Source organism: Flavobacterium sp. Arc2 (assembly GCF_041431385.1).
Lineage (GTDB): Bacteria > Bacteroidota > Bacteroidia > Flavobacteriales > Flavobacteriaceae > Flavobacterium.
In genome coordinates this window covers 58789-75585 of the sequence record NZ_JASMRH010000008.1, presented here as the reverse complement: position 1 = coordinate 75585, position 16797 = coordinate 58789, and the positions used below count along the sequence as shown (strand labels likewise).

Annotated in this window: 10 protein-coding genes and 1 riboswitch; of the genes, 8 read left to right on the top strand and 2 right to left on the bottom strand. The window is 33.5% G+C overall.

Annotated elements, in window-relative coordinates:
- The first annotated feature begins 11 nt into the window (after positions 1–11).
- Entirely contained in the window at positions 12–2102 is a 2091-nt protein-coding gene (locus QO182_RS07195) for a T9SS type A sorting domain-containing protein (RefSeq protein WP_371560751.1), read from the top strand.
- A gap of 194 nt (positions 2103–2296) precedes the next feature.
- Here the strand turns inward: QO182_RS07195 and QO182_RS07190 are convergent, their stop codons facing one another.
- Positions 2297–5815 (bottom strand): choice-of-anchor L domain-containing protein, encoded by a 3519-nt coding sequence (locus QO182_RS07190; protein ID WP_371560749.1) that lies wholly within the window; start codon positions 5813–5815, stop codon positions 2297–2299.
- 233 nt (positions 5816–6048) lie between these two features.
- Between QO182_RS07190 and QO182_RS07185 the strand changes: the two genes are divergently transcribed.
- From QO182_RS07185 to QO182_RS07160, 6 genes are all read left to right on the top strand, one after another.
- Positions 6049–8319 carry a T9SS type A sorting domain-containing protein gene (locus QO182_RS07185; protein WP_371560747.1) on the top strand — a complete coding sequence of 757 codons (2271 nt, stop codon included), beginning with the start codon at positions 6049–6051 and terminating at the stop codon, positions 8317–8319.
- Between the two features lie 98 nt (positions 8320–8417).
- Positions 8418–8514: riboswitch (SAM-I-IV-variant riboswitch) on the top strand.
- 59 nt (positions 8515–8573) lie between these two features.
- Positions 8574–9896, top strand: a complete 1323-nt coding sequence (locus tag QO182_RS07180) for a Na+/H+ antiporter NhaC family protein (RefSeq protein ID WP_371560745.1) — start codon at positions 8574–8576, stop codon at positions 9894–9896.
- Positions 9897–10081: 185 nt separating this feature from the next.
- Positions 10082–10828 carry a 3-oxoacyl-[acyl-carrier-protein] reductase gene (gene fabG / locus QO182_RS07175; RefSeq protein WP_371560743.1) on the top strand — a complete coding sequence of 249 codons (747 nt, stop codon included), beginning with the start codon at positions 10082–10084 and terminating at the stop codon, positions 10826–10828.
- Between the two features lie 78 nt (positions 10829–10906).
- Positions 10907–12934 carry a hypothetical protein gene (locus QO182_RS07170; RefSeq protein WP_371560742.1) on the top strand — a complete coding sequence of 676 codons (2028 nt, stop codon included), beginning with the start codon at positions 10907–10909 and terminating at the stop codon, positions 12932–12934.
- Between the two features lie 32 nt (positions 12935–12966).
- A complete protein-coding gene (locus QO182_RS07165) occupies positions 12967–13863 on the top strand; it encodes a LysR family transcriptional regulator (protein ID WP_371560741.1) in 897 nt (298 codons plus the stop codon).
- A 75-nt stretch (positions 13864–13938) separates the two neighbouring features.
- A complete protein-coding gene (locus QO182_RS07160; protein ID WP_371560739.1) occupies positions 13939–14916 on the top strand; it encodes a YeiH family protein in 978 nt (325 codons plus the stop codon).
- Here QO182_RS07160 and QO182_RS07155 read toward each other — a convergent pair.
- On the bottom strand, positions 14909–15649 hold the full coding sequence (locus QO182_RS07155; protein WP_371540460.1) for a YoaK family protein: 741 nt from the start codon (positions 15647–15649) through the stop codon (positions 14909–14911). The genes QO182_RS07160 and QO182_RS07155 overlap by 8 nt on opposite strands.
- 100 nt (positions 15650–15749) lie before the next feature.
- Between QO182_RS07155 and QO182_RS07150 the strand changes: the two genes are divergently transcribed.
- Positions 15750–16754, top strand: coding sequence for a zinc dependent phospholipase C family protein (locus tag QO182_RS07150; protein ID WP_371560737.1), 1005 nt, complete (start codon positions 15750–15752; stop codon positions 16752–16754).
- Positions 16755–16797 lie beyond the last annotated feature (43 nt).

Below are 16797 nucleotides of genomic sequence, written 5' to 3'. Positions count from 1 at the left end.
AAATTATTCAGATGAAAAAACTATACTTTCTACTATTGTGTTTTTTGTTTTTCACTATTGCAAAAGCACAAATTATTGCTTTAGCTGATGTGACTTTTAAAGAGAAATTAGTCTTATCTGGAAATGGTCAAAATTTATATGTTGCTAAAAATTTAAATGGCGTTTATTTTGAAGTTGACGCAAATAAAGATGGCGAAATTCAAACTAGTGAGGCTTTACAAGTCAGTTATTTGAATGTTGTTGGTTCTACAATAACAGATTTAACAGGTATTCTGAGTTTTAAAAATCTTGAAACTTTGTATTGTAATAATAATAAAATTACATCATTAGACGTCAGGGGCTTAATCGGTATGAAAGATATAATTTGCAGTAACAATCAGCTAATATCATTAAATATTAATGGATTGATTAATTTGGCACATATTGATTGTTCTTATAATCAACTTAGCGCGTTGAATTTGGAAAATTTACCAAGTATGACTGAGTTAAATTGTGGTAAAAATAATATTACGACACTAAATACAAGCGATTTAATAAATCTATGGGGATTAAACTGTTGGGGAAACCAACTAGAGTCTTTGTTTTTGAAGAATGGGAAAGAACAAGGAAGTGTTAACTTTAATGAAAACCCAAATCTTGAATTTATTTGTGCAGATGAATCAGAATTAGGGTGGTTACAAAAAAATGTCATTGCTATGGGATACGAGCATTGTGTGGTAAACTCCTATTGTTCATTTAATCCAGGCGGTACTTTTTATACTATTAAGGGCAATAGTAAATTTGATCTCTTAGGTGACGGTTGTGATGAGACAGATAAAAACTATCCCAATTTAAACTTTTCCGTTTTTAACGGGGCAAACAAAGGGAATATAATATCCAATAAATTGGGTTTATATACTATTCCAGTACAAGTAGGGAATTATACAATTACTCCAATTTTAGAAAATTCGTCTTATTTCACTATTTCACCTGCTTCTTTGAATGTGAATTTCCCAACACAAACGAGTCCTTATACTCAGAATTTTTGTATTGCCCCAAACGGTATTCATAAAGATCTTGAAGTGACAATTTTATCAACTGTTCCTGCAAGACCAGGATTTGATGCTACCTATAAAATCATATATAAAAATAAGGGAACAAATACACAATCTGGTTCCGTTTCTTTGACCTTTAATGATGCTGTTTTAGATTTTGTTTCGGCTGTGCCAAATGTGAATAGTCAAATCACAGACAAGCTGAGCTGGGATTATAGTAGTTTTTTACCTTTTGAAACTCGTGAAATTACAGTAACCCTTAATGTAAATTCTCCTATGGAAACTCCTGCAGTGAATATTGCAGATCGTTTGAGTTTTAATGCCTTAATCACTCCTGTAATAAGCGATGAAAAACCGGTAGACAATTCATTTGCTTTGCGCCAAATTGTAGTTGGTTCATTTGATCCTAATGACAAAACCTGTTTAGAAGGCGATGTTATTACTCCGGAATTGATTGGTGAATATGTGCATTATTTGATTCGGTTTGAAAACACGGGAACTTATCCTGCTGAAAACATTGTGGTAAAGGATCTAATTGATTTATCCAAATTTGATCTTTCAACACTGGTGGTAACTAAAGCGAGTCATGAGTTTATAACCAATATTTCAAATGGAAATAAAGTGGAATTCATATTTGAAAACATCAACTTGCCTTTTGACGACGCTACAAATGACGGTTATATCGCTTTCAAGATTAAAACATTGCCAACGCTTGTAACGGGGGATTCTTTTACTAATGAAGCTAATATTTATTTCGATTATAATTTCCCAATTATTACCAATAAAGCGACATCTACTTTTAAAACCTTAGGAACTCAAGATTTTACATTTACTAATTATTTTAGTATTTATCCAAATCCAGTAAACGATATGCTGAATATTATCAACAAAGAATCTATTGAAGTACAATCAATTTTGATTTATGATGTGTTAGGACAAGTAGTTATTGCAGTTCCTAATGCTCAGAATATTTCAAAAGTGGATGTTTCTAAATTAGCGATTGGAAAGTATTTCTTGAAAATAAATACTGATAAAGGAACATCAAATATGAAGTTTATAAAAAACTAAAAACTTTAATTTTTAAATAGCTAAACTGCTTGGTTAATTCAAGCAGTTTTTTTGTGTTTTGAAATTAAAAAGCCATCTCTAGCCCTGATTGAAGCAAGTATCCTTTTGTGGCGTTTTTCTGCACAAAAGATACTGTGGAAAGCAGGAGGGAAGTGGATCTATAGTAAATTGTTGTGCTCCTAAAAAAATAACTGCTATCTCTTTAAAGAAAAATGAGATTTGAATTCTTTATTGATTCCATCCTCGAGATAGAGTACTCTAAACCAGTAATCAGTGGCTGGCATGGGATGACCATTATAGGTTCCGTCCCAACCGAAATCAACTGAATTAATTTGTTTTATTAATTTTCCGTAACGGTCAAAAATGGTGATTGACGGATTGTATTGACTGTTGAAGCCAATGATTTTCCAAGTATCATTGTGACCATCTCCGTTTGGTGTGAAGAATTTTGGATAGCCTATTACGACGATTTGGTAACTTAAATCGGTGCAGCCGTTGGAGTCAATAATTCTTAAATTATGTGTTCCTGAGCTTACTTCAGCAAAAACATTTGACAATTGAAAAGGACTTTGGTCCAGCTGATACTCATAGTTTGCAGTCCCTTCAACAACTGAAATAGTTAGGGTTGCATCATCACTAAAGGCATTCATTTGTGTTATTTTAAATGTTGTAGTGTTAGATAAGGTTTCAGTAACTATTGCTTCAACGACTGTTGAACTGCAATTCGTAGATTGATTTGTAGCCACAACAGAATAGATTCCTTTTTGGGTAGCTTCATATGTGCTTTGCGTTGCATTAAATATTGTAATCCCATTTAAAAACCATTCAAAATTATGAGTTGCATTATTGAGTTTGGTATCTAAAAGATAAGACTGGATTACGGCATTTGAGTTTTTATCGACGCATATTTTACCATCTCTCACAAGCGGAATTGGTTTTGGAAATACTGAAATTGTCAGTTTAGTTTCATTAGCACATTCTCCTGCATTTGGAGAAAATGTATATTCAGCAGTTGTACTATTGTTTAGAGCAGGCGACCAAGTTCCAGAAATGTTGTTGTTTGATTGTAATGGAAGTGCAACAAGTGTTTCACCTGAACAGATAGCAGCAACTGCTGTAAATATTGGAGTTGTTTTTTGATTTACAACAATCGTTAATTTGGCCGTATTAGTACATTGTTCTGCATTTGGAGTAAATGTATATTCAGTAGTTGTGGTGTTGTTTAATGCAGGCGACCAAGTTCCAGAAATGTTGTTGTTTGATTGTAATGGAATTGCAGCAAGTGCTTCGCCAGAACAGATAGCAGCAACTGCTGTAAATGTTGGCGTTGTTTTTTGATTTACGGTAATCGTTAATTGGGTTGGGGTCGCACATTCTCCGGTGTTTGGGGTAAATGTATATTCTGTTGTTGTAGTATTGTTTAAAGCAGGCGACCAAGTTCCAGAAATGTTGTTGTTTGATTGTAATGGAAGTGCAACAAGTGTTTCGCCTGAACAGATAGCAGCAACGGCTGTAAATGTCGGAGTTGTTTTTTGATTTACGGTTATCGTTAATTTGGCAGTAGTAGCACATTCTCCGGTGTTTGGGGTAAATGTATATTCTGTTGTTGTAGTATTGTTTAAAGCAGGCGACCAAGTTCCAGAAATGTTGTTGTTTGATTGTAATGGAAGTGCAACAAGTGTTTCGCCTGAACAGATAGCAGCAACGGCTGTAAATGTCGGAGTTGTTTTTTGATTTACGGTTATCGTTAATTTGGCAGTAGTAGCACATTGTCCCGCATTTGGAGTAAATGTATATTCAGTAGAAGCAGTATTATTTAAAGCAGGCGACCAAGTTCCATTGATATTGTTGTTTGATTGTAATGGAAGTGCAACAAGTGTTTCGCCTTCACAAATAGGATCAACGGCTGTAAATGTAGGAGTTGTCTTTTGATTTACGGTTATCGTTAATTTGGCTGAGTTTGCACATTGTCCCGCGTTTGGTGTAAATGTATATTCTGTTGTTATAGAATTGTTTAAAGCAGGAGACCACGTTCCTGTAATGCTGTTATTGGATTGTAATGGAAGTGCAGCAAGCGTTCCTCCGGCGCAAATAGGAGCAACAGCTGTAAATGTTGGAATCGTTCCTGGATTTACAGTAATGAATCCATTTAAAGTTGCATTTGGAGAACATCCTCCTGATGTAGTTATTGTATAATTATAGGTTCCCGAAACGGTTGGCGTACCATCAATTTTAAATTGAGTTCCAACTAAACTTGTCGTTACGCCATTAGGCAAACTTCCAGAAGTTATAGATGCAGTGGTTGCTCCACCACCAATTGTGTAAACAACATTCGAAATAACTTCGTTCTCACATATTTGCTGAGAACTAGGACCTTGAGTGAGACTTAATGTTGGACTAACTAAGCAACTATCAAGTGCACAGGTTATTGAATTGGGGCCAAAACATTCTGCTGGTGTTCCAATTGGAGTTACTGTTATTACAACAGTTTCACCCGGAGGAATATTTGGAACAGTATAGGAATAGATTTTACCAACGAATCCAACGTCAACAGCTGTACTACTTCCTATTTTATACACAACAGAAAACTCCGCGTCTCCTAAAGCGAGCCAATCAAAAGTGATAGAATTAGAAGTTTTTGTTCCACAATAAAGATAGGGAGCTGCAAGCATACTGAACTGAATTTCTATCTCATCATTTACAGGGCAAGTCGCCCCAAAAGGAAAAGCCTGAACGGAATACAAACCCGATTTATCTATGGTGATTTGTGGTCCAATCTCTCCTGGAATTATAGTTCCATTATAACGCCATTCATGAATTTCACTGGCACTTAATCCCGAATTTAATACATGGTTTGAGGCACTGCATATCTTCAAGTCAGGTCCTAAATTAATTGACGGGGAACTAAAACTGGCACCTTCTATAAATACAGCCGAATCATAATAATTATCAGCACCAGCATTACCTATCGCTAACTTAATATGATAGGTTTGGCCGCAAACAACATCAGCATTGGCCGATAAGACTTTAGTAAATCCGTCATATTGAATAGTAGTTCCCGCTGTGTTATCAACGTAATATTCACAATATTCACAAGGTCCCACATTTGATTTTCCGTTGTTTAAATTATTAATAGAAACAGGTAGAGTTGTAGTAGGGATTAATGCAATATTTTTAGAACTACCTGAAAAAGGACCTGTAATTCCCGGTCCACTCAAGAAAAAACCAAAATTATCATTATAGGTATCATTTACATATTCAGGATATTCCTCTGAGGCAAAAACAAAATTAAAACTCAATTTATTTCCTGTAGGTATAAAGTCAAATTCAAGAATGGCTACATTCTGAATTGTTTGATTATTGGATAAAATAGATAAGTCAGGATCTCCTATAAATGGATTTGTAGTTTCTAAAGTTCCAGATGGATTATCATTTACACCTTTTGCAATTATAGCATTTCCAGTGCTTAAAATAATTCCGGTATTTAAGCCGATGTTTGTTGTCAGCCCATTAGAGAAAAGGCCTACTTGATCACTAACTAAATCTGCATTGGCGGCAGTACCATTAAATTTAATATTGGAAACGTTAATTCCTTGTCCTACGACTACGTTTTGCACTAATTGTTTAGGCGTTTGAGACGTATTATCGACCACTAATTGCGCATTAGCAACTATACTAAAAAGAATATAAAATAAGAAAAATATTTTTTTCATTTACAAATTTGGGAAATTGACTTTTCTCTTTCTTATTTTAAATAAAAGGGATAATGCTAAATTGACTACTGACAAATATACTTAAGAAGAATGTAATCCTTTTCTCTTTTTTACAAAATGTTACTATAATCCTGTTCTTTTTTCTATAGAAATCTGTTGTGAGTTATTCATTTTATGGACATTATTTTTTGTAGTACAAATTTTGTTATATTTACTTGCTTTAAAAATTATATATGAGAAAATTCTACTTTTTATTACTTGCTCTTTTTATATTTTCTGGAGTTAATGCTCAAATAATTAATTTTCCTGATGCTAATTTTAAAACTAAATTACTGTCAACAAACATAGGGAATAATGATGCTATAGGTTTATATGGGAATAGTATAAAAATAGACTCTAATAACAATGGTGAAATAGAAGTAAGTGAAGCATTAGAGGTTTACCAATTGTATGTAAGTGAATCAAATATATCTGACTTAACGGGGATAAATAATTTTTCAAACTTAAGAGCGTTATCTGTGATAGGAAATAATTTAAGCACTTTAGATTTGTCAGGATTAAAAAACTTAGAGCAATTACAATGTCAAAGAAATTCCTTGACAAGTTTAAATATTGATAACTTAAATAAGTTGAATATTCTTTATTGTAATGAAAACAAACTGACTACACTCGATTTTTCCAGTAATAAAGGACTAGTTAGTCTCTATTGTTCAGACAATCAACTTACAGATTTAAAGGTGTCAGGATGCCCTAATTTACATGAAATTATTTGTGAAAATAATCTATTGACTATGTTAGATTTAAGTAATTTAAATAAGTTAACATCAGTATTATTAAATAATAATTTATTAGAGCAGATAACTTTTAAAGGATGTAGTAATTTACAGTCTGTTACTTGCAGAAATAATAAATTTTTAAGTCTTGATTTATCAGAATGCAACCAAATCTATTTGGATTGTCAAAACAACAATTTGGTTAATTTAAATTTAAAAAATGGTTTGCCCTTAATTGATTTATTATTACAGAATAATCCTAATTTAACCTTTATTTGTACTGATGATTTTAATGTTAATAACGCAAAGTTTATTCTGACTTTACAGGGTATTACGAATTGTGAAATAAACTCCTATTGTTCATTTTCTCCAGGAGGTAATTTCTACACCATTCGAGGAAAGGCTATTTTAGATACAAATGGAAATGGTTGTGACTCATCAGATATAAGTTATTCTAATTTAAATTTTTCTATTACTAATGGTGTGAATAAGGGGAATTTAATCTCCAATAATTCGGGGAACTATAGTCTTCCTGTTGGAGAAGGAATGCATACTATTACTCCAATTTTAGAAAATCCAAATTATTTTAGTGTTTCACCTAGTTCAATCGATGCGAGTTTTCCATCGCAAAATAGTCCATTCACTCAAGATTTTTGTGTTACTCCAAATGGTGTTCATCCCGATTTAGAAGTAACTTTATTACCAATAATTCCAGCTAGGCCAGGATTTGACGCTACTTATAAAATCATATATAAAAACAAAGGAACTACTATACAATCAGGTGCAGTAAGTCTAAGTTTTAATGATGCCGTTTTAGATTATATATCAGCAAATCCAGCTGTAAATAGTCAAGTGACAGACAGACTTAGTTGGGATTATATCAATTTACAACCATTTGAAACGCGTGAGATTGCAGTTACCTTGAATGTGAATTCGCCAATGGAAACTCCTGCTGTAAATATTGGAGACCGTTTGAGTTTTAACGCAGTAATTAATCCTATAACAGGAGATGAAAAACCTATTGATAATTCGTTTGCTTTACGCCAAAGTGTTGTTGGTTCTTATGACCCAAATGATAAAACCTGCTTAGAAGGAAATGTCATTACTCCAAGTTTGATTGGGGAATATGTACATTATATGATTCGGTTTGAAAATACAGGAACTTATCGCGCTCAAAATATTGTAGTAAAAGATCTAATCGATTTAACCAAATTTAATATTTCAAGCTTGGTTCCAACGAAAGGAAGTCATGAATTTGTAAGCAAAATTTCTGAGGAAAACAAGGTGGAATTTATATTCGAAAACATCAATTTGCCTTTTGATGATGCTAATAATGATGGTTATATAGCTTTTAAGATTAAAACATTACCAACATTAGTAGTTGGCGATACATTCCAAAATGAAGCTAATATTTATTTTGATTATAACTTTCCAATTCTGACAAACAAAGCGACATCTACCTTTAAAACCTTAGCAACTTCAGATTTTGAATTTTCAAATTACTTTAGTGTGTTTCCAAATCCAGTAAATGAGATTCTAAATATTAATTATAAAAATTCGATAGAAGTACAATCAATAGCAATTTATGATATTCTTGGACAAATGGTCATTGCTGTTCCGAATGCGACTTCAGTAACAAAGGTTGATGTTTCTAAACTGGCTTCCGGAAAGTATTTCTTGAAAATGAATACAGATAAAGGAAGTTCGAATATGAAATTTATAAAAAACTAAATTAGTTATAAAAAAGCTTTACTTCGGTAAGGCTTTTTTTTGTAAAATATTTTTTCTGGTCGAAGGTGACGATTTCAAAAAATAATAATTACTTTTGCAGCCGTTATCACGAATCTCAAAAAGAGATAGCAACCTGCAACAACGAGCAAGGTGCTAAAACGATAAGCCAAATCCTTTGGAAAAAATGTTGTTTTACATTCCCATTTTTTTAGCTATTGTTTTTCGTCATATTTATATCATTATAAAACTGATTTATGACTCATTTATTGAAAAAAAAAGGAAATGCATTTGCTCTAATTCCCTTATTAATTTTTATTTTTATTTTTTTAGGAGCCGGTATATGGCTTGATGATTTCTATGCTTTACCTGCGCCAATTGCTGTTGTGATAGGAATTATTTCTGCTTTTTTACTATTCAAAAGTTCGTCTGATGAGAAAGTAGCCACTTTGATTGCTGGTTGTGGAGAGAGTAAAATTATGACCATGTGTCTCATTTATCTTCTCGCGGGAGCATTTGCTGTTGTTAGTAAAGCAACGGGAGGTGTGGATGCAGTTGTAAGCCTTGGAATTAATACAATTGATGTCGCTTATTTTCCGTTAGGGATCTTTTTAATAGCGGCCTTTTTATCAACAGCTACTGGAACTTCTGTAGGTGCTATTGTAGCTATTGGACCTATAGCTGTTAGTCTGGCTAATTCAAGTGGAGCTTCATTACAATTGATTGCTGGCGCTTTGTTAGGTGGTTCGATGCTTGGAGATAATCTATCGATGATTTCAGATACTACAATTGCTGCTACGCAATCATTAGGATGTAAACTGAAAGATAAATTCAAAATAAATTTATTCATTGCTTTTCCCGCAGCCATTATAACCGTTCTAGTTTTCTTTTATTTGGGACTGAACTCTGATATTACTGCAGTGGCGATTCCTAAGACCAATTTTGAATGGATAACTATTGTTCCTTACGTTCTAGTAATTGTATTAGCATTAGTTGGCATAAACGTTTTTTCAACACTGATTATTGGAACTTTATTAGCTGGATTGATTGGGTATTTTGGAAATCATTTTACGTTGATGGAATTTGCCCAAAAGATATATGAGGGCTTCACTAGTATGACTGAAATATTTTTATTGTCTATGCTTACTGGTGGTTTAGCAGCAATGGTTGATAAAGCTGGAGGAATTGCTTATTTATTGTACCAAATCAAAAAGCGCATTAAAAGTAAAAAATCGGCGCAGGCTGGAATTGGTGCTTTGGTAGGTTTTACGAATGTGGCTATTGCCAATAATACAGTTTCCATTGTTATAACAGGTGGAATTGCTAAGGAAATTAGTGATGAATACGATTTGAGTCCCAAGAAAACAGCAGCAATTCTTGATATATTTTCTTGTGTAGTGCAAGGGATCTTGCCTTATGGGGCACAAGTATTGCTGATTTTAAGTTTTGCAAATGGCAAACTTGATTTTATGGATTTACTAACAAATGCTTGGTATCATTTATTTTTGTTTATTTTTACTTTGGTTGCGATTTATAGCTCTTTTTGGGACAAATTGGTAAAACGATTTCTGGATCTTTAAAATCGGTTCGATTTCGAATGTTATTGATTTTTAAATTTTTTTAAAAAAGGAATTATTCTATATTTGACAACTGTAAGATAGCCCTGATAGTAGTGGAAATCCTTTTATGAAAGCGCTAGCGGTCATAAAAGATTGAAGCGGATAGCAGGAATAGCTACAAATAAAAATTAAAATAATTTTTGAATATGAAATTACTAGAAGGAAAAGTGGCCATTATAACAGGCGCGAGTCGCGGAATTGGAAAAGGAATTGCAGAAGTTTTTGCAAAACATGGAGCAAATGTTGCTTTTACATACAGTTCATCTGTGGAATCGGCTTTAGCATTAGAAAATGAATTGAACGCTCTTGGAATAAAAGCAAAAGGATACCAATCAAATGCAGCTGATTTTAATGAAGCACAAGCTATGGTTGATGCTGTAATTGCTGAATTTGGAACTGTTGATATTTTGATTAATAATGCTGGAATTACTAAAGACAACTTGCTAATGCGTATGTCTGAAGAGGATTTTGACAAAGTTATTGATGTGAACTTGAAATCAGTTTTCAATATGACCAAAGCAATTCAAAGAACTTTCTTGAAAAAACGCGCCGGATCAATTATCAATATGAGTAGTGTAGTAGGAGTGAAGGGTAATGCGGGCCAAACGAATTATGCCGCTTCAAAAGCAGGTGTTATTGGATTTACAAAATCGGTTGCACTTGAATTAGGTTCGCGTAACATTCGCTGTAATGCTATTGCTCCAGGATTTATTGAAACTGAAATGACAGCAAAATTAAATGATGATGTCGTTCAAGCATGGAGAGACGGGATTCCGTTGAAACGCGGAGGAACTACTGAGGATGTTGCTAATGCTTGCCTTTTCTTAGCGTCTGACATGAGTGCGTATATCACTGGTCAAGTCTTAAATGTTGATGGAGGAATGCTAACATAAGAAATTATAAATTTTAGATGATGAATTTTAAAATACTGAATTCTTTCCATTTAAAATTCATCATTTAAAATAAATAGAATGACAACAAACACGGTCCTACTAATTCTACTATCAATAGTAATTGCCGGTGGTTTATCATTTTACCAATATTTTTATAAAGCCAAAAGCAAATCAAAACTAAATTTGTTTTTGGCTTTATTGCGTTTTCTATCCTTGTTCGGGATTCTATTATTGTTGATTAATCCCATAATCACCAGAAATACGCTGGAGATTATCAAACCGCCTTTGGCAGTTGTTGTAGATAATTCAAGTTCGATAACGGCCTTAAACGCTAACAAAAAAGCTTTAGAAATATATGCTTTAATAACAGCAAACTCAGCCTTAAATGAAAAGTTTAATTTGCAGTCGTATCGATTTGACACGGCATTTGAACCCTCAGAAAAATTTGACTTTAAAGGGACACAAACTAATCTAGGCGGAATTTCAAAAGAGTTAAGAAGTACTAATAGAAATAGTATATTCCCAACAATTCTCTTAACAGACGGAAATCAGACTTCAGGTAATGATTATGTTTATAGTTTTGATGCTGCCAATAAAGTTTTTCCAATAATTTTGGGAGATACAACCAAGGTAATCGACTTAAAGATTAGCCAAATCAATGTCAATAAATATGCATTCTACAAAAATAAATTTCCTGTAGAAGTTTTCCTGAACTATTCTAGAGACAAAAATGTGTCTGCAGATTTTATGATTTCACAAGGGAATTCAGTTGTTACAAAACAAAGTGTTTCCTTTTCATCCTCTAAAAGAACTGCCATTTTAAATGTTCTTTTACCGGCAAATAAAATAGGTTCGCAAACTTTTAAAGCAACATTATCCAGTCTTGAAAAAGAGAAAAACACTTATAATAATTCAAAAAACTTTGCGGTAGAAGTAATTGATCAGAAAACAAATATTGCACTTATAACGGCAATAAATCATCCGGATGTAGGTGCTTTAAAACGCAGTATTGAATTTAATGCACAACGCAAAGTAACCGTTATTAAACCTAACGCTGTCAATTCATTAAAAGATTACAATGTTCTGGTTTTATATCAACCGACGATAGCCTTTAAGTCTATCTTTGAAGATAATAAAAAGGCAGGAATATCTACTTTTATTATTACCGGAACAAGTACTGATTTCTCCTTTTTAAATAAGGAGCAAAGTAGTTTAGCATTTAAAATGAGTAATCAAAAAGAGAATTATTTAGCGAGTTTTAATCCCCAATTTAATTTATTTGCCACAGATAATATTGGTTTCGAAAATTTTCCTCCATTAGAAAATGCCTTTGGAGGTATTACCGTTAAGGGCAACGCTTCTGTTTTACTTTCTTCTAAAATTAGAACTATAGATACAAATTCCCCATTATTAGTATATGCCGAAAATCAAGGAAATCGTAGCGCATTTCTATTGGGTGAAAATATCTGGAAATGGAGATTGCAAAGTCATGTTGACACTCAGTCCTTTGCTAAATTTGATGTTTTTATAGATAAAACAATTCAGTATCTAGCCTCTAGTAGTTCTAAAAAAGCATTAGTGGTTAATCATGAAAGTTTTTATAACTCAGGTGACGCTATCGAAATAACGGCTCAATATTTCAATAAAAACTATGAATTTGACGATAAAGCGCGTTTGACAATTATTGTAACAAATACAGCAACAAAACAAACTAAGAACTACGATTTATTGAAAGGAAACGCATTTTACAAAGTAAATTTAGACGGACTTGCAGCGGGAACTTATAATTTCTCTGTAAAAGAACTGAATTCAAATACAAGTTATTCAAGTCATTTTGAAATTTTAGATTTCGACAAAGAAAAGCAATTTGTCAATCCCGACGTGGAAAAATTAAAACAATTGGCCACGCAAACGCAAGGAGCGGTTTATTTTCCAAATCAGGTGAACACACTAATCAAATCACTTTTAGAAGATGACAATTATAAAGCAATAGAAAAAAATACGGTAACCCGCTCTCCTTTGATTGATTGGACTTTACTGCTAATTTTAATTGTTTCATTGCTTTCCACCGAATGGTTTGTAAGGAAGTACAATGGATTGTTGTAAATTCCATTTGGTTTAACCCATACAATGCAATTATGGATTTTAGATTAAAAGTGTTTTTCACCGTGGCTACCCGATTAAGTTTTACTAAAGCAGCAACTGAATTATTCATTACACAGCCAGCAGTATCTAAGCACATACAAGAACTGGAAGAAGAATATAAAGTGAAGCTTTTTGACCGAAATGGCTCAAAGATTTCGCTGACGCATGCGGGAGAACAGTTAGTCAAACATGCCAAGAACATTTTTGAAATCTACCGTGAAATTGATTTTGAAATGAGCTCACTTATAAAAGAGCAGCACGGTATGCTTCGCCTAGGAGCCAGCACAACTATTTCTCAATATATAATTCCGCCACTATTAGCTCGCTTTCATCAGGAAATGCAGGGTGTCAAAGTTATTTTGCGTAATGGTAACACAGAACAAATAGAAAACGCCTTACTGAATAAAGAAATCGAAATCGGCATTGTTGAAGGACAGTCTAAAAACAAAGCTATTAAATATACTCCGTTTTTAAAAGACGAATTAGTACTGGTTTGTAATAGAGCTAATCCATTGGTAGACAAAGGAGAAATTACAAAGGAAGACCTCGTGCAATTGCGATTTTTAATGCGGGAACAAGGGTCAGGAACATTAGAAGTAATCGAACACGCTTTGAAACCTTTAAAAATTAAGATGGCTGAGTTGATTGTGGAGATGCAATTAGGGAGTACTGAAAGTATCAAGTCGTATCTTATGAATTCAAATTGCGTGGCTTTTATTTCGATACATGCTATTGAAAAAGAATTGAAAAACAATGAGTTAGTCATTCTTGATGTAGATAACCTTATTATAGAACGTTATTTTTATATCATTGGTTTACAAGGAAAAACAAACGCTCTTTCAGATTTGTTTATCAAAAATATTACGAAACACTATAATTTAAAGTTATAATAGATTGTTTATTATGATTGGTGAATACCGATTTATCCCCGCATCTTTGTTGGGTACTAATTCAATATATTCACCGTGGAAAATCAGTCTAAAATCATCTCAAAGAACAGTTCTCCTTTTTTTAATACGAATACTATAACACAGCAAGTTATTTTTGTCCTATTGCTGGTAATTTGTATTTCCGGATTAATTTCGCCACCTATCGCTTTAGTTCTTGGTTTAGTTGCTGCCAATATTTCTGGTAATCCATTTTTGCGCTTTAATGCAAAAGCAATTAATATATTACTTCAGCTCTCTGTTATCGGTTTGGGTTTTGGAATGAATGTAAACTCTGCGATTTCTGCTGGGAAAACGGGTTTTTTGTTTACTGTCGCATCTATCTTTAGTACTTTACTCTTAGGTTTGTTAATAGGTAAATGGTTAAAAATTGACAAAAAAACGTCTCATTTAATCTCATGTGGTACTGCTATTTGTGGAGGTAGTGCTATTGCCGCGATAGCCCCAGTCATTAAATCTGACGAAAAACAGACTTCTGTAGCCCTAGGCGTGATTTTTATCCTTAATTCAATTGCTCTCTTTTTATTTCCTGCTATCGGACATTGGTTGCACTTAAGCCAACAGGAATTTGGTTTATGGTGCGCTATTGCGATTCATGATACGAGTTCAGTAGTAGGTGCAGCTAATAAATATGGTCCTGAGGCATTGCAGATTGCAACAACTGTAAAACTGGCTCGTGCTTTATGGATTATTCCGGTTGCTTTGATTACTGCACTGGTTTTTAAGAACAAATCGAGCAAAATAAAAATTCCTTATTTTATTGGAGTGTTTATTTTGGCGATGGTACTTAATACATACGTTCCACAAACAGCTCTGGTAGCACCGTATATGGTTGCTTTAGCAAAAACAGGACTTACTATTACCTTGTTTTTAATTGGCGCAGGCTTAAGTCATACTGTATTGCAGTCTTTGGGGGTTAAACCATTGGTACAAGGAGTTCTACTTTGGGCATGTATTGCCATATCAGCCTTACTTTCCATTCTGTATTTTATCTAGTAACACGACTGAATCTTTTCCTTTTTATTACATAGAACTGTAGTCGGACATAATCATACATCAGTGCTATTAAAAGAAAAAAAGCAGCGACAAAAAGAGTCTTCATCTCTAGAAAAGTATAGAGAAAACCTCCTGAGGTACAACCGATGAAAAAGAAGACAATAATTGATAACCTTAAGTAAATACTTGTATTTAGTCTTTTTTTTTCATTTGGTTTTTTGTAAAAAAACAGCTGTGATAATTCAATTCCTAAGTCGGTAAAGAGTCCTGTTAAATGGGTTGTCCTTACAACAGAATTTGATATTTGGGTTACCAAAGAATTTTGTATTCCCATGGCAAAAAGCATCGCAAAGGCGATCCATTTTCCCGATAAACTTGAGAGATCTCCTTGTACACCAAAGACACCAACCAAAAGCAAAATCGCTATTTCTAATGAAATTGGTATTACATGTGATAGATCCGGATGTTTTATTGCCACAGATTCGGCTAAAAAATTCGACGTAAAGGCCCCAAATAAAAAGAAAAGTGTAAAAACAAAAAATGTAATTGCCGCCGAATAATTTTGTTTAATAACTTCCTCAGCAAAGAAGGCGAAATGCCCCGTTACATTAGTTGTTAGAGTCTTTACTGCTAATACACCTGTAATATTTACGGTTCCTGCAACGAATGAAAGCAAAGTCGCTAAACGTAAATTATGAATAAAAGTTCTATTTTTTCCTTGGTGGCGAAACATGATAATGGATAAGTTACTTTCTAATTTATATAATGTTAAACTAGATATTTTTAAATTGTCTGAAAAACAAATACATTTGTAGTTCAAAAAAATAAAAGTAATGATAAATATCAAATTTAAGCCTACAATGTTGGTGCTAACTGCAATATTCATTGGATTTCTAACATTGTCATGGGGAATTGTGGGGCACGAAAGAATTAATAAAGCAGCTGTAATGGCTTTGCCAAAACCGTTACAGGTTTTCTTTTACAACCATATTGATTTTATAACGCAAGAATCGACTGTTCCCGATATGAGAAAGTATGTTTTACAGGACAAGGCAGAAGGCCCAAGACACTATTTTGACATGGAGAATTTTGGAGATGTAGATGATTTTCCACAGTCTATGGCAGAAGCTAAAAAGAAGTATGATGATAAATTTTTGTCTAAAAACGGAACACTGCCTTGGCATATCCAAGATATGATGGCAAAATTAACGCAGGCGTTTAAGGACAAACGCAAATCAGAAATCTTATTTATTGCTGCTGATTTAGGACATTATATCGCTGATGCACATATGCCTTTGCATACCTCAGACAATCATGATGGTCAACTGACAGACCAAAAAGGAATCCATTCCTTATGGGAAAGCAGATTGCCTGAGCTGTTTGTTAAAAATTATAAATTTACTGTAGCACCAGCGCACTATTATGAGGACGTAAACAAAGCAACTTGGGATATGATTATGGACACCCACAGTTTAGTGGAGCCATTATTAGCAGCAGATAAAGGATTGAGAACAACATTAGCTGTAAATCAAATATTTGTAACTGACGCAGAAGGAAATGTGGTGAAAAACAAATACAACGGCGTGAAATATTCAAATGAATACGCTGCTAAATTTCACAGTGCTTTAAATGGGATGGTAGAAAGCCAAATGAAAAAAGCGGTTACTGCAACAGCAAGTTTCTGGTATACGGCATGGGTAAATGCAGGAAAACCAGATCTAAGCAAGCTAGATGCTGAAGTACTTACAAAACGCAACCGAAAAGCATTAAAAAAGGATACGAAGTTATTTAAAAAAGGAGATCTTTTTGGTATTGAAAGTGATAATGACGCCGAATAAAAGCAATCTTATTGCATAAGAAAAAAGCCTGTGAAACGATTTT